The organism is Agromyces sp. S2-1-8 (assembly GCF_021129215.1).
In the GTDB taxonomy this organism is placed as follows: domain Bacteria; phylum Actinomycetota; class Actinomycetes; order Actinomycetales; family Microbacteriaceae; genus Agromyces; species Agromyces chromiiresistens.
In genome coordinates this window covers 373,589-392,780 of record NZ_JAJOLP010000001.1, presented here as the reverse complement: position 1 = coordinate 392,780, position 19,192 = coordinate 373,589, and the positions used below count along the sequence as shown (strand labels likewise).

Annotated in this window: 15 protein-coding genes; 5 read left to right on the top strand and 10 right to left on the bottom strand. The window is 71.8% G+C overall.

Going from position 1 to position 19,192, the window contains the following annotated elements; translation table 11 throughout:
* Together LR269_RS01740 and LR269_RS01735 are read left to right on the top strand one after the other, a co-directional pair.
* Nucleotides 1-993, top strand: a complete 993-nt coding sequence (locus tag LR269_RS01740) for an aldose 1-epimerase family protein (RefSeq protein WP_231428987.1) — start codon at nucleotides 1-3, stop codon at nucleotides 991-993.
* 46 nt (nucleotides 994-1,039) lie between these two features.
* On the top strand, nucleotides 1,040-2,458 hold the full coding sequence (locus LR269_RS01735) for a GH1 family beta-glucosidase (RefSeq protein ID WP_231428986.1): 1,419 nt from the start codon (nucleotides 1,040-1,042) through the stop codon (nucleotides 2,456-2,458).
* Nucleotides 2,459-2,474: 16 nt separating this feature from the next.
* Here LR269_RS01735 and LR269_RS01730 read toward each other — a convergent pair whose 3' ends face one another.
* Both LR269_RS01730 and xylA read right to left on the bottom strand, forming a co-directional pair.
* Nucleotides 2,475-3,791: a xylulokinase gene (locus tag LR269_RS01730; RefSeq protein ID WP_231428985.1), complete on the bottom strand. Its 1,317-nt coding sequence runs from the start codon at nucleotides 3,789-3,791 to the stop codon at nucleotides 2,475-2,477.
* Nucleotides 3,792-3,811: 20 nt separating this feature from the next.
* Nucleotides 3,812-5,002 carry a xylose isomerase gene (xylA, locus tag LR269_RS01725; RefSeq protein ID WP_231428984.1) on the bottom strand — a complete coding sequence of 397 codons (1,191 nt, stop codon included), beginning with the start codon at nucleotides 5,000-5,002 and terminating at the stop codon, nucleotides 3,812-3,814.
* Nucleotides 5,003-5,115: 113 nt separating this feature from the next.
* Here xylA and LR269_RS01720 point away from each other — a divergent pair, with 113 nt between their 5' ends.
* Nucleotides 5,116-6,147 carry a LacI family DNA-binding transcriptional regulator gene (locus LR269_RS01720; protein ID WP_231428983.1) on the top strand — a complete coding sequence of 344 codons (1,032 nt, stop codon included), beginning with the start codon at nucleotides 5,116-5,118 and terminating at the stop codon, nucleotides 6,145-6,147.
* A gap of 37 nt (nucleotides 6,148-6,184) precedes the next feature.
* On the opposite strand, the gene LR269_RS01715 is transcribed toward LR269_RS01720, so the two are convergent.
* The 6 genes from LR269_RS01715 to LR269_RS01690 form a co-directional block, all read right to left on the bottom strand.
* Nucleotides 6,185-6,886, bottom strand: coding sequence for a polysaccharide deacetylase family protein (locus LR269_RS01715; RefSeq protein WP_231428982.1), 702 nt, complete (start codon nucleotides 6,884-6,886; stop codon nucleotides 6,185-6,187).
* The gene (locus LR269_RS01710; RefSeq protein WP_231428981.1) at nucleotides 6,879-8,573 is read right to left on the bottom strand and encodes a glycoside hydrolase family 43 protein; all 1,695 of its coding nucleotides are present in this window, start codon (nucleotides 8,571-8,573) and stop codon (nucleotides 6,879-6,881) included. The genes LR269_RS01715 and LR269_RS01710 overlap by 8 nt, the downstream gene beginning before the upstream one ends.
* Nucleotides 8,570-10,927 carry a beta-glucosidase gene (locus LR269_RS01705; RefSeq protein ID WP_231428980.1) on the bottom strand — a complete coding sequence of 786 codons (2,358 nt, stop codon included), beginning with the start codon at nucleotides 10,925-10,927 and terminating at the stop codon, nucleotides 8,570-8,572. The genes LR269_RS01710 and LR269_RS01705 overlap by 4 nt, the downstream gene beginning before the upstream one ends.
* A gap of 92 nt (nucleotides 10,928-11,019) precedes the next feature.
* Complete coding sequence (locus LR269_RS01700; protein WP_231428979.1) at nucleotides 11,020-11,892, bottom strand: carbohydrate ABC transporter permease; 873 nt, start codon at nucleotides 11,890-11,892, stop codon at nucleotides 11,020-11,022.
* Nucleotides 11,889-12,926 carry a carbohydrate ABC transporter permease gene (locus tag LR269_RS01695; RefSeq protein ID WP_231428978.1) on the bottom strand — a complete coding sequence of 346 codons (1,038 nt, stop codon included), beginning with the start codon at nucleotides 12,924-12,926 and terminating at the stop codon, nucleotides 11,889-11,891. Before LR269_RS01695 ends, LR269_RS01700 begins: the two co-directional genes overlap by 4 nt.
* A 13-nt stretch (nucleotides 12,927-12,939) precedes the next feature.
* Nucleotides 12,940-14,232, bottom strand: coding sequence for an extracellular solute-binding protein (locus tag LR269_RS01690; protein ID WP_231428977.1), 1,293 nt, complete (start codon nucleotides 14,230-14,232; stop codon nucleotides 12,940-12,942).
* Between the two features lie 147 nt (nucleotides 14,233-14,379).
* Here LR269_RS01690 and LR269_RS01685 point away from each other — a divergent pair, with 147 nt between their 5' ends.
* Complete coding sequence (locus LR269_RS01685; protein WP_231428976.1) at nucleotides 14,380-15,555, top strand: ROK family protein; 1,176 nt, start codon at nucleotides 14,380-14,382, stop codon at nucleotides 15,553-15,555.
* Between the two features lie 168 nt (nucleotides 15,556-15,723).
* On the opposite strand, the gene LR269_RS01680 is transcribed toward LR269_RS01685, so the two are convergent.
* Together LR269_RS01680 and LR269_RS01675 are read right to left on the bottom strand one after the other, a co-directional pair.
* On the bottom strand, nucleotides 15,724-17,178 hold the full coding sequence (locus LR269_RS01680; protein WP_231428975.1) for an MFS transporter: 1,455 nt from the start codon (nucleotides 17,176-17,178) through the stop codon (nucleotides 15,724-15,726).
* Between the two features lie 5 nt (nucleotides 17,179-17,183).
* A complete protein-coding gene (locus LR269_RS01675) occupies nucleotides 17,184-17,678 on the bottom strand; it encodes a MarR family winged helix-turn-helix transcriptional regulator (RefSeq protein ID WP_231428974.1) in 495 nt (164 codons plus the stop codon).
* A gap of 162 nt (nucleotides 17,679-17,840) precedes the next feature.
* Between LR269_RS01675 and LR269_RS01670 the strand changes: the two genes are divergently transcribed.
* Nucleotides 17,841-19,010 (top strand): DUF4185 domain-containing protein, encoded by a 1,170-nt coding sequence (locus tag LR269_RS01670; protein WP_231428973.1) that lies wholly within the window; start codon nucleotides 17,841-17,843, stop codon nucleotides 19,008-19,010.
* The last annotated feature ends 182 nt before the right edge of the window (nucleotides 19,011-19,192 follow it).

Here is a 19,192-nt window from a genome sequence, read left to right as displayed (position 1 = left end):
ATGACGGATGCCTCGCGGCCGGCGCTCGCGGCCACGACGGTGCCCCGATCGGGGCGGCAGTTCGGGATCGCCGCGCACGGGTACGCCGCAGAGATCGCGAGCGTCGGCGCGAGCCTGCGCACGCTGCGCTTCGACGGCCGCGACCTCGTCGTGCCGTTCGAGGCCGACGAGGTGCGGCCCGGCTACCGGGGAGCGACGCTCGCACCCTGGCCGAACCGCATCGTCGACGGGCGGTACGCGTTCGCCGGCGACGAGCTCCAGCTGCCGCTGACCGAGCCCGCCCGCGGGCAGGCCCTGCACGGACTCGCCGCCTGGCTCGACTTCGCGCCGCGCGTCGTCGAGCACGATCGGGTCGTGCTCGCCGCGGTCATCGAACCGCAGGCGGGATACCCGTTCCGCGTCGAGGTGGAGGTCGAGTACCGGGTCGATGCGGCGGGCCTCGGCCAGACCGTCACCGGCCGCAACCTCGGGCCCGACGCGGCGCCGTGGGGCACCGGCCCGCACCCGTACCTCGTCGCGGGACCGGGACGGGTCGACGACTGGACGCTCGAGCTGCCCGCCGCCGAGGTGCTGACGGTGACGCCCGACCGCCTCAGCCCGCTCGCGGTCGAGCCCGCCGAGGTGCAGGGCTTCGACTTCCGTGCTCCGCGGGCCATCGGGCCGACGTTCATCGACCACGCGTTCACGGGGCTCGCGGCATCGCCGGGTGGCGCGATCGACGCGGCGATCGGCGCCGGCGCCGAGGCATCCCCGTACCGGGTCGTGCTCATGGCACCGGGCGGCACCGGCGTCGAGATGGCGTGGGGCGCCGACTGCCCGTGGGTGCAGGTGCACACCGCCGACACGCCCGGTGCCGACGCGACGCACCGCATCGGCCTCGCGGTCGAGCCGATGACCTGCCCGCCCGACGCCTTCAACTCGGGCGTCGACCTCGTCGTGCTCGAGCCCGGCGCCGCCCACGTCGCCGGGTGGCGCATCGCCGCGCTCGGCTGACGGAACGTGACGGCCGGCATCGTCGCCGGCTCCGAGAGGTGCGAGGATGAGCGCCGTGACCAGTGCAGCGCCCCGTGACCACGGACGTCTCGAGTTCCCGCGCGGGTTCGTGATCGGTTCTGCGACCGCGTCGTACCAGATCGAGGGCGCCGCCGACGAGGACGGCCGCACGCCGTCGATCTGGGACACGTTCAGCCGCACCCCCGGCCGCACCTGGAACGGCGACACCGGCGACGTCGCATGCGACCACTACCACCGGCTCGACGCCGACCTCGACCTCATGGCATCGCTCGGGCTCGAGGCGTACCGGTTCTCGATCTCGTGGTCGCGCCTGCTGCCCGGCGCCGGCGACCGGCCGAACCCGGCCGGCGTCGACTTCTACTCGCGCCTCGTCGACGGGCTGCTCGCCCGGGGCATCCGACCCATCGCGACGCTCTACCACTGGGACCTGCCGCAGGAGCTCGAAGACGCCGGAGGCTGGGTGAACCGCGACACCGCGCTGCGCTTCGCCGACTACGCGGGGCACGCCGTCGAGGCGCTCGGCGACCGGGTGCACACGTGGACCACCCTCAACGAGCCATGGTGCTCGGCCTACCTCGGCTACGGGTCGGGCGCCCACGCGCCGGGTCGCACCGACGGGGCCGCCGCGCTCGCCGCGGTGCACCACCTGAACCTCGCGCACGGGCTCGCCGTGCCCGAGATCCGGCGTCGCGCCTCGAACGACCCCGACGTGTCGGTGACCCTGAACTTCCACGTGATCCGGGGCGGCGACGCCGAGGCGACCCGTCGCATCGACGCCCTCGCCAACCGCGCCTTCACGAGCCCGATGCTGCTCGGCCGGTACGACGACGACCTCGTCGCCGACACCGCCGGGGTCACCGACTGGTCGTTCGTGCACGACGGCGACCTCGCGCTCGTGCACCAGCCGCTCGACGTGCTCGGCGTCAACTACTACTCGACCGTCACCGTCGCGATGTGGGACGGCGAGGGTGAGCGCAGCCGCAACGACGGGCACAAGGACGTCGGCGGCACGCCGTGGCCCGGCAGCGAGCACGTCGCGTTCCTGCCCCAGGCCGGCCCGTACACCGACATGGGGTGGAACATCGCGCCCGACGGTCTCGAAGACCTGCTGGTGTCGCTCGGCGAGCGGTTCCCGGGGCTGCCGCTCATGATCACCGAGAACGGGGCGGCGTTCGCCGACGTCGTGTCCGACGGGCCAGACGGGCCGCGCGTGCACGACGCCGAGCGCGTCCACTACCTGCAACGGCACTTCGCGGCGGCACGGCGCGCCATGGATCGCGGGGTCGACCTGCGCGGGTACCTCGTCTGGTCGCTGCTCGACAACTTCGAATGGGGCTACGGATACTCGAAGCGGTTCGGCATCGTGCGCGTCGACTACGACACGCAGCAGCGCATCGTGAAGGACAGCGGTCGCTGGCTGGCGGGGCTGCTCGCGTCGCGCTGACGTCGGGGGAGTGCCACTACGCGACGGCCGCAGCCTCGAGCGCGAGCACGGCTTGGCGCGCGGCACCGAGGGCGACGTACTCGCCGGGAGCGGGCACCTCGACCGGAAGGCCGAGGACGGCCGGAGCGATCCGCCGCACGGCCTCCGACTGCGCGCCGCCGCCGATGAGCAGGGCCCGTTCGAGCGGGATGCCGAGGGCGCGCAGGGCATCGAGGCCGGCGCCGAGCCCGCCCAGCATGCCCTCGACGGCGGCCCTCGCGAGGTTCGGACGAGTCGTCGAGGCGAGGGTCATGCCGGTGAGCGACGCGGTCGCATCGGGCAGGTTCGGAGTGCGCTCGCCCTCGAAGTACGGCAGCATGGTGAGACCGCCCGAGCCGGGCGTCGCTTCGAGGGCGAGCACCCCGAACTCCTCGTGCGAGACGCCGAGCAGCGACGCGGTCACGTCGAGCACGCGCGCCGCATTCAGGGTCGCGACGAGGGGCAGGAAGTTGCCGGTCGCGTCGGCGAAGCCCGCCACCGTGCCCGAGGCATCGAAGATCGGCTCGCGGCTGATCGCGGACACCGTGCCCGACGTGCCGATGGAGACGATCGCATCACCGGGCTCAGCGCCGAGGCCGAGGGCTGCGCCGGCGTTGTCACCGGCACCGGCACCGACCCGGCGGCCCGACGCATCGGTCGTCGACCCGAACGGCGCGAGCACCCGTGGGAGCACCACGTCGTGGCCGAGCGCCGCGATGAGCAGCTCGCGGTCGTACTCGCCGGTCGCGGGGTTCCAGTAGCCGGTGCCCGAGGCATCCGAACGGTCGGTGACGAGCTCGTCGAGCACCGGGCCGCGGGGCGAGGTCCGAGCCGGACCGAAGCCGCGCAGCCGCCACGTCAGCCAGTCGTGCGGCAGCGCGACCGCGGCGACCCGAGACGCGTTCGCCGGCTCGTGATCGCGCAGCCAGCGCAGCTTCGTGATCGTGAACGAGGCGACCGGCACGAGGCCGGACCGCGTCGCGAGGCGTGCGGCGCCGAACTCGGCGATCAGGTCCTCGGCGGCCCCGGCCGAGCGCACGTCGTTCCAGAGCAGGGCGTCGCGCACGACCTCGCCGGACGCATCGAGGGCGACGAGGCCGTGCTGCTGCCCGCCGATCGACCAGGCCGCGACATCGTCGAGGCCGCCGGCCTCGACGATCGCGGCCTGCATCGCGAGCCACCAGGCCTCGGGGTCGACGGAGGTGCCGTCGGGGTGGGCGGCACGACCCGAGCGCACGACGCTGCCCGTGTCGGCGTCGACGACGACGACCTTGCACGACTGGGTCGACGAGTCGACCCCGAGGGCGAGTGGCATGACCGTTCGCCTCGCGAGCTCTAGCGCGCGCCGAGCAGGTGCTCGGTGGCGAGTTGCTGCAGACGCACGAAACCGCCGCCCTTGCCGCCCAGGTAGGCGTTCGCGTCGAAGTCCTCGTACGCCGACCGGTCGGCGAGGAAGTCGGCGTAGCTCTCGCCCGGGTTCAGGGTCGGCACCGACAGCTCGTCGACCCGCGCGGCCGCGAGCGCCTCCTGCACCTCGGGGTCGGCGCGGAATGCCGCGGCGCGCTCCTTCAGCAGGAGATACGTGCGCATGTTCGCCGCGGCCGACTCCCACACGCCCTTCTCGTCTTCGGTGCGGCTCGGCTTGTAGTCGAAGTGGCGCGGACCCTCGTAGGCGGGGACGCCGCCGGGGCCGCCGTTCTCGAGCAGGTCGACGAGCGCGAACGCGTTGTGCAGGTCGCCGTGGCCGAACACGAGGTCCTGGTCGTACTTGATGCCGCGCTGGCCGTTGAGGTCGATGTGGAAGAGCTTGCCGTGGTACAGGGCCTGGGCGATGCCGGCGGCGAAGTTGAGGCCGGCCATCTGCTCGTGGCCCACCTCGGGGTTGAGGCCCACGAGCTCGGGACGCGCGAGTGAATCGATGAAGGCGATCGCGTGGCCGAGTGTCGGCAGCAGGATGTCGCCGCGGGGTTCGTTCGGCTTGGGTTCGATCGCGAAGCGGATGTCGTAGCCCTGGTCGACGACGTAGTCGCCGAGCAGGTCGACGGCCTCGCGGTAGCGCTCGAGCGCCTGGCGGATGTCCTTCGCCGAATCGTACTCGGCGCCCTCGCGGCCGCCCCACATGACGAACGTCCTGGCGCCGAGCTCGGCGCCGAGGTCGAGCTGGCGGAACACCTTGCGGAGCGCGTAGCGACGCACGTCGCGGTCGTTGGCGGTGAAGCCGCCGTCCTTGAAGACGGGGGCCGAGAAGAGGTTGGTCGTCACCATCGGAACGATGAGACCGGTGTCGGCGAGTGCGCCCTTGAGCCGGTCGATCTGCGTCTGGCGCTCGGCGTCGCTCGACCCGAACGCGAAGAGGTCGTCGTCATGGAACGTGAGTCCGTAGGCGCCCAGCTCGGCGAGCTTCTCGACGGCGTGCACGACATCGAGGGGCTCGCGGGTCGGGCCCCCGAACGGGTCGGTGCCGTTGTACCCGACCGTCCAGAGACCGAATGAGAACTTGTCGTCGCGGGTGGGCGCGCTGGCCATGGAGGGTCCGCCTTTCAGCGTCATCGATGATTTGTTGGCAGATACAACATAAACCGCAGGAACAGCGCGCGCAAGACTTTCGCGCCGCAACTTTCGTGATTAGGCTTCGAAAGATGAAGACGGATGCCGCAAGCGAGCGCGTCACCCTCGCCGAGATCGCCGACGAGACCGGCACGAGCCTCTCGACAATCTCGAAGGTGCTGAACGGTCGCACCGATGTCTCGGACGCGACGCGAGAACGCGTCGAGCAGGTGCTGCGCGAACGCGGGTACGTGCGCCGCGGCCCAGCACGCTCCGAATCCCGCCCCGAACTGCTCGAGCTCGTCTTCCACGGCCTCGACCCGATCTGGTCGATGGAACTCATCGGCGGCGTGGAGGCTGTCGCGAAGGAGCACGGCCTGAGTGTCGTGCTGACCGTGAGCGGTGATCGCCATGCACCGGCTCCCGACTGGATCGAGGGCGTCATCCGGCGACGCCCGGTCGGCGTCGTGCTCGTCTTCTCCGAGCTCTCGCCCGAATACCGCGAACGGCTGCGGGCACGGGCCATCTCCTACGTCATCGTCGACCCCGCCGGCGATCCGTCGCCCGACGTGCCGAGCGTCGGCTCGGCGAACTGGTCGGGCGGCCTCGCCGCGACGCGTCACCTGATCGAGCTCGGGCACCGGCGCATCGCCGCCGTCACCGGGCCGGAGGACATGATGTGCTCGCTCGCCAGGCTCGACGGCTACCGCAGCGCGATGAACTCCGCCGGCCTCGCGATCGACCCCGCCTGGGTCGGCTACGGCAACTTCGAGGTGGGCGGGGGCCGAGATCGTGCGCGGGAGTTGCTCGCCCTGCCCGCCGACCGCCGGCCGACCGCGATCTTCGCCGGCAGCGACCTGCAGGCCCTCGGCGCCATCGATGCGGCCCGCGACGCCGGCTTGTCGGTGCCCCGCGACCTCTCGATCGTCGGCTACGACGACATCACCCTCGCGCCGTGGGTGAGCCCACCGCTCACGACCGTGCACCAGCCGCTCCGACGCATGGGCGAGGAGGCCGCGCGGCTCGCGATCCGCCTGAGCGGCGATCAGCCCACGACGACCCCTCGCATGGACCTCGCGACGAACCTCGTCGTGCGCGAGAGCACGGCGCCGCCGGCGGGCTGACGTCGGCCGCCTGTTGCTCGGCGGCACCGGGGCGGGCTCAGCCGCCGTCGCCGGATGCGAAGGGCGCGCCGACGGCCGGCGTGCCCTTCGGGAGGACGAAGGTCCAGCCGGCGGCGAGGCGTTCGGCCACGACGGTCTTCACGGCTGCGAGGGTGCCTGCCCGGTCGCCACGGTCGCCGGTGCCGCCGTCGTGCGCGAGCACGATCTCCCCGGGCTTCATCGCCGCACGCAGGTTCGACGTGAGCGTCGCGACATCCTGCGTCTCCCAGTCGCCGATCGTGTTGACGACGGCGAGCGGCTGCATGCCGAGCTCGACGGCGACCTGTCGCGTGATGCCCCAGCTGCCGTTCGGTGCCCGCCAGTACGGCACCGGCGCGATCGGGTCGCCGAGTGCGTCACGGATGATCGCGAGGTTCTCCACCAGGTCGGCCCGCACCCGGCCCGCCGGCCACGAGCCCATGTCGGCGTAGCTCGTGGCGTGGTTGCAGAGCACGTGCCCCTCCGCGACGATCCGTCGCAGGATCGCCGCGCCCCCCGGGGCGGTGATCATCTCGCCGATGACGCAGAACACGGCCTGCAGGTCGTGCTCGGCGAGGAAGTCCAGCAGGGCAGGGGTGGTCCGGGGGTCCGGGCCGTCGTCGAACGTGAGTGCGGCGACGTCGCCCGTGCCGTCCGCGAGGTGCACGGGTGCGACGACCGGGTCGATCGCGCCCCCGGGAACGGCATCCGCTTCAGACATCGGCTCGTTCCCCCCGCTCCGCCGCATGCTCCAGCCGGAGCCGGCCGAAGTCGGCCCAGGGCGAGGACCCGGGGATCGGGCCGTCGGCCGAGCCGGAGCCGGCGGGCCCCGCCGGGACGGGCTCGCGGACGACGAAGACGCCGCCGACGACCCCGACGAAGCCGCCGCCCTCGCTCGGGCTCAGCGGCGAGAGGTCGACGACGCCGACCGCGGCGGAGGCCGCGTCGTCGTCGGCGCGGTCGCCGCGCTCGAGGCGGGCGACCGCCCCGAACCCGTCGAGGTCGAGCACGAGCCCGAGCCGTCCGGGCGGCGCCTCGACGCTCGCGAGCAGCCGGTCGTCGCCGTCGACGTGGAGCACGTGCTCGAGCACCCGGGCCGATCCCGAGCCGGGTACCTCGGTACGCGGACCCGGGTTCATGACACGGACCGCGAAGCGCACGTGACGGCGGTCGGTGAGCCGGAGCGCGAGCCCGGCGACCAGGCCGGCCGACGCGGTATCCGGGATCTCGAGCTCGGTCGAGAGGCGCGCGACCGGCTGCTCGAGCCTGAAGCCGACGAAGGCGTGGGGGACCGGTTCGGCGAGACCGCCGGAGACGGCCTCGAGCCGCAGGTGGCCCGGGCGCTCGCCGAGCCGTGCCCGGCGCATGCCGGGTGCCGTGCGGATCGTGAGCAGCTCGCGATGCAGCGCGGGCCCGTCGAACTCGTCGACGAGCTTCGACGGGCCGGGAGCGGTCGCGTCGGCCCAGGGCACCTCCACCTCGTGGCGGAGGCGGCCCTCGCCCGGTGCGAACACGGGCCAGCCGTCCTCGAAGACGACCGGCACGAGCCACGTCTCGCGACCCTGCAGGGCGTCGGCGCGCGTCATCCCGGTCCCGGCGAGCCGCCGGGTCGCGAGCACCGTGGCCCACCATCCGCCGCGGCCGTCGTCGACGAGGTCGGCGTGCCCGACGTTCGCCACGTCGACGTCACCGCCGAGGTGGCGGTGGGTGAGCAGCGGGTTCGCCTTCGACCCCGTGAACGGGCCGGTCGGTGCGGTGCCGCGGGCCGCGCTGACGGCGTGGTGGCGTTCGGTGCCGCCCTCGCTCGCGAGGAGCAGCACCTCGTCGTCGAGCCGGTGCAGATGCGGGCCCTCCGCCCAGACGGCGCCTTCGACGGCGCCGTGCCAGACGACGTGCTCCTCGCCCACGAGCCTCATCGCGGCGACATCCAGCTCGCGCACCCAGACCTCGGTCTGCTCGGGCCAGTCGCCGGGATCGGCGAGCCGGGTGCCGCACCACCACGCTCGGCCGTCGTCGTCGAAGAGGAGCGACGGGTCGATGCCGTGGGCATCCTCGATCCATGCCGGGTCCGACCACGGGCCCGCCGGGTCCGTCGCGGTCACCACGAAGCTGTCCTGTGCTCCCTCGTCGCCGATGAGCGTGCAGGCCACGAAGAAGCGGCCGTCGTGGTGGCGGATCGTCGGGGCGAACAGGCCGCCCGACGCCGCCACCCTCGACAGGTCGAGCTGCTCCTCGCGGTGCACCGCGTGACCCACGAGCTCCCATTCCACGAGGTCGCGAGAGCGGTGCACCGGCAGCCCGGGGAAGTACTCGAACGTCGAGGTCACCACGTAGAACTCGTCGCCCACGCGGCAGATGCTCGGATCGGGATGGAACCCCGGCAGCACGGGGTTGCGTGCTGCGGTCACGGTGCCTCGGTGCCGATCCGCTCGGCGTTCCAGACGGGGTGCAGCTCGCGGGTGTGGTCGACCACGCGCACCGGGCCGGTGAGCTCGACGGCCGCCGTGAGCGACAGGTCGGCGCTCGAACGGCCGAACCCGAGCACGAGCGCTCCGGGCTCGACGATGCGGAGACCGTCGCGTCCGGTGAACGACGCGAGATCGGCCGGCACCTCGACCCCCAACCGCACGGATGCCCCGGGCTCGAGCTCGATCCGCTCGAAACCGATGAGCCGTTGCAGCGGTCGCACGACGGAGGCCACCGGGTCGTGCAGGTACAGCTGCACGATCTCGGCACCCGCCCGGTGCCCCGTGTTCTCGACCGTGAGCGACAGCCGGAATCTGCCGTCGGTCGTCGCCTCGGCCGCCTCGACCACGAGGTCGCTCCAGGCGAACGAGGTGTAGCCGAGACCGTGGCCGAAGGGGTATCTGGCTGTCGGGTCGATGTTCGAGACCTCGCTGCGCCGCGCGAGCGTCGAAGCCAGGTACGTCGACGGCTGGGCGCCGGGGCTGGCCGGCACGCTGACCGGGAGTCGCCCGCTCGGGTTCACCCGCCCCGAGAGGATCGCGGCGAGGGCGCGCGTGCCCTCCTCTCCCGGGAAGAACGCCTGCAGGATCCCCCCTGCGCGCTCGGGGGCGGAACCGAGCACGTAGGGACGGCCGGCGAGGAGCGTGAGCACGGTCGGCGTGCCGGTGTCGAGCACCGCCTCGAGCAGGGCGCCCTGCGCGCCCGGCAGGTCGAGGGTCTCCGCATCGCAGCCCTCGCCGCTGGTGCCCCGGCCGAAGAGACCCGCTCGGTCGCCCAGCGCGAGCACGACGACGTCGGCGGATGCCGCGAGGTCGACGGACGCCGCGATGCCGTCGGTCTCGCCGCCGTCGATCGAGGTTCCCGACGCCAGGGCGATCTCGGCCCCGGGGAACTCCTCGCGCAGCGCCTCGACGAGGGTCGGAAGCTCGATGCCCATCCCGCTCTCGGGGTGGTGCACGCCGACATGGGTCGGGAATCCGTAGCACCCCAGCACCGCGAGCGGGTCGTCGGCGGTCGGCCCGATGACGGCGATCCTGGCCGGGGCGGCGAGCGGCAGCGTGCCGTCGTTGCGGAGCAGCACGATCGCCTGCTCCGCGATGCGGCGCGCGAGTTCGCGGTTCTCGGGGGAATCGAGGTCGACGGAGCCCTTCGCCGCAGCGGCGGCCGGGGGCGCGACCGGGTCGTCGAGCAGCCCGAGCCCGACCTTCTGCTCGAGCACGCGGAGGAGGGCCCGGTCGATGACCGCCTCGTCGATGCGGCCGTCGGCGACGGCGGCCCTGAGGGGATCGCCGAAGGCTTGGACCGTCGGCAGCTCGACGTCGATGCCCGCCTCGAGCGCGGCCACGGCCGCATCGCCCAGGTCGCCGGATGTGCCGTGCAGTGTCTGGAGGAAGGCCACCGAGAAGTAGTCGGCGACGACGGTGCCCTCGAAGCCCCAGGTGTCGCGCAGCAACCCCGTGAGCAGCTCGTGGTCGGCGGCGGTGGGCACGCCGTCGAGATCCGTGTACGCGTTCATCACCGAGCGCGGCCGGGCCTCGCGCACGACCATCTCGAAGGGCGGCAGCAGGACGTCGGCGAGTTCTCGGCGACCGACCGAGACGGGCGCGAGGTTGCGGCCGGCGCGCGACGCCGAGTACCCGACGAAGTGCTTGAGCGTCGCGACGATCCCGGAGGCTTCGAGCCCGACCACGTACGCGGTGGCGACCCGGCCCACCAGGTACGGATCCTCGCCGATGGTCTCCTCGACCCGGCCCCAGCGGGCGTCGCGGACGACGTCGAGCACGGGCGCCAGTCCCTGATGCACGCCCACCGATCGCATGTCCTCGCCGATTCGACGCGACATCCGCTCGATGAGGCCGGGGTCGAACGTCGCGCCCCACGAGAGGGGCACCGGATACGCGGTCGCGCCGTAGGCGGCGAAGCCGGCCAGGCATTCCTCGTGCACGAGGGCCGGGATGCCGAACCGGCTCGAGTCGACGATTCGCTCCTGCAGTCGTGCGAGCGACTGCGCGCCGACGGCCGCGTCGATCGGCGCGGTGCCGAAGGCGCGAGTGATCTGGCCGAGCCCCTTGGGCAGCAGGACGTCGAGGTCGACGACGCCGCTCATCTCGTGCTGGTGCGGGGCGACGTCGGCGCCGTCTTCGGCCGCGCCGATCCAGATGCCGTAGAGCTGGGCGATCTTCTCCTCGAGGGTGAGTTCGGCGATGAGGGCACCGGCTCGCGCGGCGGCCGGAAGCGACCGATCGCGCCACGGCGGGTCGGTCGTCGCGGCGGGGTGGGTCGTGGCTTCCGTCATCGTGGCTTCCGTCATCGTGGGGTCCGTGGTGGTCATGGCGGTCGTGCTGCGAGTGGTTCCGTCGGTCGCGGTATCCGTGATCGTCGGCTCGGTCATCCCTTCACCGCTCCCGTGAGGCCGCCGACGATGCGGCGCTCGAACACGCTGAAGAAGACGAGGGCGGGGATCATCGACAGCGAGGTGAAGGCGAGCACCTTCGCCGTGTCGACCGAGTACTGCGACGCGAAGGCCTGCACCCCGAGCGGGAGGGTGAACGCGGCCTCGTTGTTCAGGATGAAGAGCGGGAGGATGTAGCCGTTCCAGCTCGCGATGAATGCGAGGATGCCCACCGTGATGACGCCGGGCAGCGCGAGCGGCACGACCATCCGCCAGAAGAAGCCGAGCCGCGAACAGCCGTCGATCGCGGCGGCCTCCTCGATCTCGTCCGGGATGGCCCTGAGGAACGGCACGAGGATGATGATCGTCGTCGGCAGGGCGAAGGCGATCTGCGGCAGGATGATGCCGCCGAGCGAGTTCATGAGGCCGAGGTTGCGCACCATGATGTAGAGCGGCGTGATGGCGACCGTCATCGGGAACATGAGTCCCGCCGCGAACAGCGCGTAGAGCACGCCGCGCGCCCTGAACCGGTAGCGGGCGAGCACGTAGCTCGCCATGAGCCCGAGCGCGACGACGCCGACCGTGGTCACCACGGCCGCGACGGTCGAATTGAGCACCTGGCCCCAGAAGGTGGTGCTGGCCAGCACGTCGGCGTAGTTCGTGAACACCCAGGGCGCAGGCAGCGCCGACGGATCGGCCGTGATCTGCGAGTTCGTGCGGAAGCCGCCGATGATGATGTACGCGAGCGGCGCGAGCATGAGGGCGATCACGACGACGGCGACGACGTAGATGGTGGGGCTCCCCCACGGAAGCCTGCTGGTCTGCCGCGCCTTCGGCGGTCGGGGCAGGGCGATTGACGACGCGGTCATCGTTCCGTCCGTTCGGTGAGGGCTCCGGCCGTGTCGCGGCGGAGCACGAATCGCTGGTAGACGAGGGCGACGACGAGCGAGATGAGGAAGAGCACGACTGCGACGGCGTTGCCGTAGCCGTAGTTGCCGGCGTTGCGGCCGTTCGCGACCATGTAGGTCGCCATCGTCGAGGTGCCCGCGGTCGACGCGACGTACTGGCCCCAGATGATGTACACGAGGTCGAAGAGCTGCAGGGCGCCGATGATCGAGAGGAACGCCCAGATGCGCAGGGTCGGGCCGAGCAGCGGCAGCGTGATGCGGCGCTGGATCTGCCAGTAGGAGGCGCCGTCGATCTGCGCGGCCTCCGTGAGCTCCTGCGGGATGCCCTGCAGGCCGGCGAGGAAGAGGATGACGGCGAAGCCGATGTACTTCCAGGTGAGGATGACGAGCAGGGTCCCCATGGCGATCGCGGGGTCGGCGAGCCAGTCCTGGGTGAACGCCCCCAGCCCGACCTTCTCGAGGAGCCCGTTCAGCGCGCCCTGGCTCTGGAGCATGAGGCTCCATCCGGTGCCGACGACCACTTCGGCGATGACGTACGGCGCGAAGATCAGCACGCGGATCGCGGACTGGCCGCGCATCGGGCGGTTCAGGAGCAGCGCGAGCAGGAGGGCGGCGGGGCCCTGGAGCACGAGCGACATCACGACGATGATCGCGTTGTGCGACAGGGCCTCGTGGAACGTGGGGTCCTGGAAGATCGTGACGTAGTTCTGGAGGCCGACGAAGTCGGTGGGCGGGCCGAAGCCCTTCCAGCGGAAGAAGCCGTAGTAGCCGGCCATGACCACGGGGAAGATGACGAACGCGAGGAAGACGAGCAGTGCTGGGCCGACGAGGACGGCGATCTCGATGGCCTTGCGCGGGTCGCGGCGGGGACGACGCCGGTCGCGGGGCGACGTTGCAGCGACCCGGCCGGCGGCCGGAGACGGCGAACCGCCTCCGGCCGTGACGTCGTCCGCCTCGACTCGTCCCGCGACGGGGGAGTTGGTGCGAACGTTCATGATGCGTTCGGCCTCAGCCCTTCTTGATGGCGTCGTCGACCGCATCGACGATGCCCTGGGGCGAGCCCTTGCCGGCGAGCAGGTCGACCACGCCGACGTTCAGCGCGTTGCCGACGTTCTGGCCGAGGAGCGTGTCGAGCCAGACCGAGACGTACGGGGCCTCGTTGACGGCGGCGAGCACCTCCTGCAGGGCGGGGTCGGTCACGACCCCTTGGGCGTCCTTGTTGGCCGGCAGCGTGACGAACGCGTTCGCATAGCCCTCCTGGTACTCCTTCTGCGAAGCGAACTCGAGGAATTCGCCGCATTCCTTCGGTGCGTCGACGTAGCACGAGAAGCCGTCGACGCCGCCCATGAGCGCGCCGCCCTCGCCGTCGCCGCCCTCGACCTCGGGGAACGGGAACCAGCCGAGGTCGGCCAAGGGCTTCTCGTCGGGCGTGAGCGAGGCGATCACGCCAGGATCCCAGGCGCCCATGAGCTCCATCGCGGCCTTGTGGTTGGCGACGAGCCCTGCGGAGGAGCCGGCGCCCTGCTGGGCGGTCGTCGTCAGGAAGCCCGGGTTGAACGGCTCGATGCCGGCGAACTCCTCGAGGTCCTCACCGGCGCGCAGCCAGCACTCGTCGGAGAAGCTGGGGTCGTCGGTGAGGCCGGTGATGACGTCCTGGCCGCACTCGCGGAGTGCGAAGAAGTAGTACCAGTGGGCGGCGGGCCAGGCGTCCTTCGCGCCGAGCGCGATCGGGTCGATGCCGGCGGCCTTCAGCTTGTCGACGGCTTCGCCGAGCTCGTCGAACGTGGTCGGCGTCTCGGTGATGCCGGCCTGGGCGAAGAGGTCCTTGCTGTAGTAGATGCCGCCCGGCAGCACCGACGACGGCACCCCGTAGAGCTTGTCGTCGACCGAGAACGCCGAGAGGGCGCCTTCGCCGAGGGCGGCCTTCGTCTCGTCGGAGAGCGCGGAGCTGAGGTCCTGCGCCTGGCCGGCCTCGACCACGGCTGCGAGCTTGCCGCCGCCGCGCGCCATGAAGATGTCGGGCGCATCGCCGGAGTTGAGGGCGGTCTGGAGCTTGCCGTCCATGTCCTCGTTCTGGATCGCCTGGATCTCGATCGTCACGCCCGGGTGCTCCTCCTCGAAGGCGGCTGCGGTCGCCTCCCAGTACGCCTTGCCGTCACCGGTGGTGGAGTTGTGCCAGAAGGTCATCGCGGTCTCGCCGCCCTCCTCCCCGCCGCCCGCCGAACAGCCGCTGAGTGCGGCCATCGCGATGCCGCTCGCCGCCGCCAGGGCGATGAGACGAGCCGTGCTGCGTCTGTTCATCCTTGAACAACCTCTCGAAAGTTTCGACACCAATGTCGAAAGTGATCTGGACGCCTTGAATATACGGCTCGGACAATTTCGAGTCAAGGGCAACATATTCGGTGCGTCGCGAGCGGGCGTGTCGACGGCCCCGCCTAGAGTTGTCGCGTGGCAGAGCGCATCGGCACCTTCGACGGCGTGCATCGTCGAAACCTCGCGAAAGTCCTCGGGCTCGTGCACCTCGAGGGACCTCGATCGCGCGCCGCGCTGACCGCCGCGACCGGCCTCAACCGCTCGACGATCGCGGCCCTCGCCGCCGAACTCGCCGAGGCCGGGCTCGTCGAGGAGCGGGCGCCCGACCCGACGAATCGCGTCGGCCGCCCCTCGCCCGTCGTCGCCGCCCACCCCGGCGTCACCGCGATCGCGGTGAACCCCGAGGTCGATGCCGTCACGATCTCGGCCGTCGGACTCGACGGGCGGATCCCCGTACGAGAGCGCAACGAGGTCGATCACCTCGTCTCGCCCGAGGAGGTCGCAGCGATCGTCGCATCGACCGTCGCGCGCTGGCGCGACGGGCCGCTGCGCTCGGCACGCATCGTGGGCGTCGGCCTCGCGGTGCCGGGCCTGGTGCGCGCTGCCGACGGGCTCGTCCGCATGGCACCGCACCTCGAGTGGAACGACGCTCCGCTGCGCGAACTCGTCGAGGCCGCGACCGGGCTGCCCACGGCCGTCGGCAACGACGCGAGCCTCGGCGCCCGCGCCGAGCACCTGTTCGGCGCGGGCCGGGGCATCGATGACCTCGTCTACCTCAACGGCGGCGCGAGCGGCATCGGCGGCGGGCTCGTCGTCGGCGGTGTCGCCGTCGTCGGCGCCGGCGGATACGCGGGCGAGTTCGGGCAGAATCGCCCGGGCATCGCCGCGGACGAGGACCGCCGGGCCGAGGGCGGCGTGCTCGAAGACGAGGTCGCGCGATCGCGACTGCTCGCGGTCGTCGGGCTCGCCGCTGCCGACGAGCCGACGTTGCGGGCCGCGCTCGAGGCAAGCGACTCGCCAGAGGTCGCGGCCGAGCTCGCGAGGCAGCGGCGTATCCTCGCGACGGCCCTGGCGAACGCGGTGAACGTGCTGAACCCCTCACGGGTGATCCTCGGTGGGTTCCTCGCGACCATCGCCGAGAGCGACGCCGATGCGCTCACTGCCGCGGTGCTGGCCCAGGCGATGCCCGCCGCTGCCGAGGGTGTCGAGCTGCGGGCCGCCGCGCTCGGCGAGGATCGGCTCGCGATCGGGGCGGCCGAGCTGGCGTTCGGGCCGCTGCTCGCGGACCCCGAGTCGGCGCTCGACGCCTGAGCCGCGCGGCGCCGGCGCCGTTCGCGTTCGCGCAATTCGTGCGACTCCGCATCGCGAAGTCGCGCGAACGGTTGCTGAACGGCGACGGCCCGGACTCTTCGCGCGACCTCATCGCAGACGCGCGGTGTGGGTGCGAGGCGTGCGCGCGCGTCAGCCGCGGGTGACGGGTCAGCCCTGGAGCGAGGCCCGCAGCGAGGCGTCCCGGACACTCGTCGCCGCGGTCGGTGCCTGCAGCGCCTCGGTCGGCACGGCGATGGCCGCCGTCGGCACTTGCAGCGCCTCGGTCGGCACTTGCAGCGCCGCGGTCGGCACCTGCAGCGCCTCGGTCGGCACGGCGATGGCCGCCGTCGGCACGACCGCGATCGCGGCGGTGGGCGGAGCGTCGAAGCGCACGGCCGGGGCCCAGCGGCGTTCGGGATGCCTCGTGAGCCGCATGCCGCGCGAGACGACGAGCCAGATCGCGCCGATGAGGGCGGCGACGCCCGCGGCGATCGCGGCGACGCCGAGGCCCCAGCGCGGGCCCCAGCTGTTCGCGACCGCGCCGACGATCGGGGCCCCGATCGGCGTGCCGCCCGAGAGGATCGCGAAGTACAGTGCGAGCACGCGCCCGCGCAGCGCGGGGTCGGTCGTCGTCTGCACGTAGCCGTTGGCGGTCGTCAGCATCGTGACCGCGGCGAAACCGATGAGCACCGTCGAGGCGGCGAACAGGGCGAAGGTCGGCATCACCGCCGAGATCGCCGCCGCCACGCCGAAGCCGGCGGCCGCGAGGATCACGACGCGCATGCGCGCTCGTTCGCGCCGGGCGGCCAGCAGCGCCCCGGCGAGCGAGCCGATCGCGAGGATCGAGTTGAGCAGGCCGTACTCGCCGGCGCCGCGCCCGAACTCGACGGCCATCGTCGAGGAGAAGATCGGGAAGTTCATGCCGAACGCGCCCACGAGGAACACGATCACGAAGACGACGACGAGGTCGGGTCGGCTCCACACGTAGCGGAAGCCCGCGACGAAGGCGCCGCGCTCGCGGCTGGCCCGCGGCATCCGCTTCAGCTTCTTGCCCTTGAGCATGGCGAGGGCCGCGAGCACCGCGACGAACGTGAGCGCGTTGATGATGAAGACCCAGCCCGAGCCGACGAGCACGATGAGCACGCCCGCGACGGCCGGGCCGATCAGGCGGGCCGTGTTGAACGAGGCCGAGTTGAGGGCCACCGCGTTCGACATGTCGGTGCTCGACACGAGGTCGGTCACGAAGGTCTGGCGGGCGGGGTTGTCGATCGCGTTCACGATGCCGAGCAGGCCCGCGAAGACGTAGAGCTGCCACAGCTGGGCGTGGCCGAAGATGAGCAGGGCGCCGAGTCCGAGGGCGAGCAGCATGAGCGCCGTCTGCGTGCACATGAGGATCTTGCGCCGGTCGAAGCGGTCGGCGATGAGGCCCGTGACCGGCACGAGCAGCAGTTGCGGGGCGAACTGCAGGGCCATGGTGATGCCCACCGCGAACGCGTCGTTGTCGCTGAGTTCGGTGAGCACGACCCAGTTCTGGGCGGTGGCCTGCATCCAGGCGCCGACGTTCGAGACGAGGGCGCCGATGAACCAGATGCGGTAGTTGACGTGGCTGAGGGAGCGGAACATGGCACTCACTGGTCGAGGAGCCTCCCGAGGATCGTGGTGGCGCGGGCGAGGACCTCGCGGTCGTCGGGGCTGAGGGCGGCGTACCGCTTCGCGAGCCACGCATCGCGCCGCTTGCGGGTCTCGCGGACGACCGTGTCGCCGGCGTCGGTCACCTCGACGAGCACCTTGCGGCGGTCGTCGTCGTCGGTGCGGCGGGTGACGTAGCCCGCGTCGACGAGGCAGTTGACGGTGCGGTTCATGCTCGGTGCGGTCACCCGCTCGAGCTCGGCGAGACGGCCGATCGTGAGCGGCCCCTCGCTGTGGATCCACCCGAGCGTCGAGAACTGCGATGCGCTGATCTCGGTGTCGCTGCGCTGCTGTCGCAGGCGCCGCGAGAGGCGCATCACGGCGATGCGGAGTTCGGTCGACTGCTCGGCGAGCGTACGGCGGTCCCGGGTCAGCCGAGAGGATGCCGCGGGGGCGGGCCGCTCGGGCGCGGTCGTCTGCAGGGCATCGGTCATGATGCTTAGTCTAACAAATTAGTGTGGCTAAGCATTTCGCCGCCCGCTGCGAACGCGGGTGCCCGCGGATCACGGGAGCGGCCGGATCGGTGCGAAAAGTACTGAAATCGATTTCGAAAATCGTGCGTCGCGCGTAGGGTGTCGGGGAGATCGAGGAGGATCATGCGCCGTGCCCGAACCCGTCGTCCCGTCCGCGTCGCCGCCGTCGCGGCATCCATCGCCGTCGCGCTCTGCGCGTGCAGCGCGACGGGTGGCGGAGGCGACCCCATGAGCCCCGTCGCGGTCGATCCCGACCCCGACAAGCCCGCCGTGCTGACCGGTGTCACCGGGCTCACCGAGATCGCGAAGCTCACCGGCCCCGATGCGATGAACGACACCGAGTCGGTCGGGGTCGCCGGCACCGACCTCGGCTCGATGGTCAACCTCGGCGACACGACGTACTTCCTCTTCGGCGACACGTTCGGCGAGCGCGATCCGGACGCCTACGGCGGGCAGGGCGGCCTGTGGCGCTCGAACGTGTCGGCGTGGACGACCGACGACGACCCGTCCGACGGCATCGAGTTCGACGCGTGGGCGCCGGTCGACGGGCTCGGCCTCGCGACGGCGATGGTCGAGGGCGAGCACGACGCGAACGACGGCACCGGAGAGGTGACGAAGATCCCGACGTACGGCTTCGCGATCGGCGAAACGCTCTACCTCTCGTACATGTCGGTGAAGTTCTGGGGCGAACCGGGCGCGTGGGACGCGAACTTCGCGGGGCTCGCCACGTCGACCGACGGCGGCGAGACCTGGACCGCGCTCGAGTCGCCGACCTGGCCCGGCGACTCGAACTTCGTGCAGGTGGCCGCGGCGCACGTCGTCGACGACGGCGCCGAGTACGTCTACCTCTGGGGCATCCCCGCCGGACGTTTCGGCGACGTGCAACTGATGCGGGTGCCCGCCACGGTCGAGGCCGTCGAGGATGCCTCGGCGTACGAGTACTTCGCCGGCACCGGCGACGCTCCGGCCTGGAGCGCGGATCCGGCCGAGGCATCCACGGTCGTCGAGGGCACGATCGGCGAGCTCTCGGTGATGTGGTCGGACTACCTCGACCGCTGGCTCATGAGCTACTCGGATGCGGGCAACGCGTACCTGCGCGAGGGCGCGACGCCGTGGGGGCCGTGGGGAGACCCGGTCGAGCTCGTGCCGGGCGACGAGTATCCGGGGTTGTATGCGCCCTACCTGAACCCGCGCTACGTCGGCGACGGCGGGCGCACGGTCTACTTCGCGCTCTCGCTCTGGGGGCCGTACAACGTGTACTGGTTCTCGGCCGAGCTCGAGAAGGCGGAGTGATCGAGACCCGGACGGGCGTCGTCATCGCCCACCGCATCGGCTCGAAACATCCGATCGTTGCGCTTGAAATCGATTTCGCATACTCTGGCCGCAGGTGAGGTCAACGGCGAACCGAGAACCTGCCGGCGCCCACGGCCGAAGCCCGACCGAACCGGGGTTCCTGACCCGGCCACAGCATCGAC

Bases quoted from the DNA above. Each gene is read 5' to 3' on its own strand.
- LR269_RS01740 (WP_231428987.1), top strand. From the start codon at position 1: ATGACGGATGCCTCGCGGCCGGCGCTCGCGGCCACGACGGTGCCCCGA.
- LR269_RS01735 (WP_231428986.1), top strand. From the start codon at position 1,040: ATGAGCGCCGTGACCAGTGCAGCGCCCCGTGACCACGGACGTCTCGAG.
- LR269_RS01730 (WP_231428985.1), bottom strand. From the start codon at position 3,791: ATGCCACTCGCCCTCGGGGTCGACTCGTCGACCCAGTCGTGCAAGGTC.
- xylA (WP_231428984.1), bottom strand. From the start codon at position 5,002: ATGGCCAGCGCGCCCACCCGCGACGACAAGTTCTCATTCGGTCTCTGG.
- LR269_RS01720 (WP_231428983.1), top strand. From the start codon at position 5,116: ATGAAGACGGATGCCGCAAGCGAGCGCGTCACCCTCGCCGAGATCGCC.
- LR269_RS01715 (WP_231428982.1), bottom strand. From the start codon at position 6,886: ATGTCTGAAGCGGATGCCGTTCCCGGGGGCGCGATCGACCCGGTCGTC.
- LR269_RS01705 (WP_231428980.1), bottom strand. From the start codon at position 10,927: ATGACGGAAGCCACGACCCACCCCGCCGCGACGACCGACCCGCCGTGG.
- LR269_RS01700 (WP_231428979.1), bottom strand. From the start codon at position 11,892: ATGACCGCGTCGTCAATCGCCCTGCCCCGACCGCCGAAGGCGCGGCAG.
- LR269_RS01695 (WP_231428978.1), bottom strand. From the start codon at position 12,926: ATGAACGTTCGCACCAACTCCCCCGTCGCGGGACGAGTCGAGGCGGAC.
- LR269_RS01690 (WP_231428977.1), bottom strand. From the start codon at position 14,232: ATGAACAGACGCAGCACGGCTCGTCTCATCGCCCTGGCGGCGGCGAGC.
- LR269_RS01680 (WP_231428975.1), bottom strand. From the start codon at position 17,178: ATGTTCCGCTCCCTCAGCCACGTCAACTACCGCATCTGGTTCATCGGC.
- LR269_RS01675 (WP_231428974.1), bottom strand. From the start codon at position 17,678: ATGACCGATGCCCTGCAGACGACCGCGCCCGAGCGGCCCGCCCCCGCG.
- LR269_RS01670 (WP_231428973.1), top strand. From the start codon at position 17,841: ATGCGCCGTGCCCGAACCCGTCGTCCCGTCCGCGTCGCCGCCGTCGCG.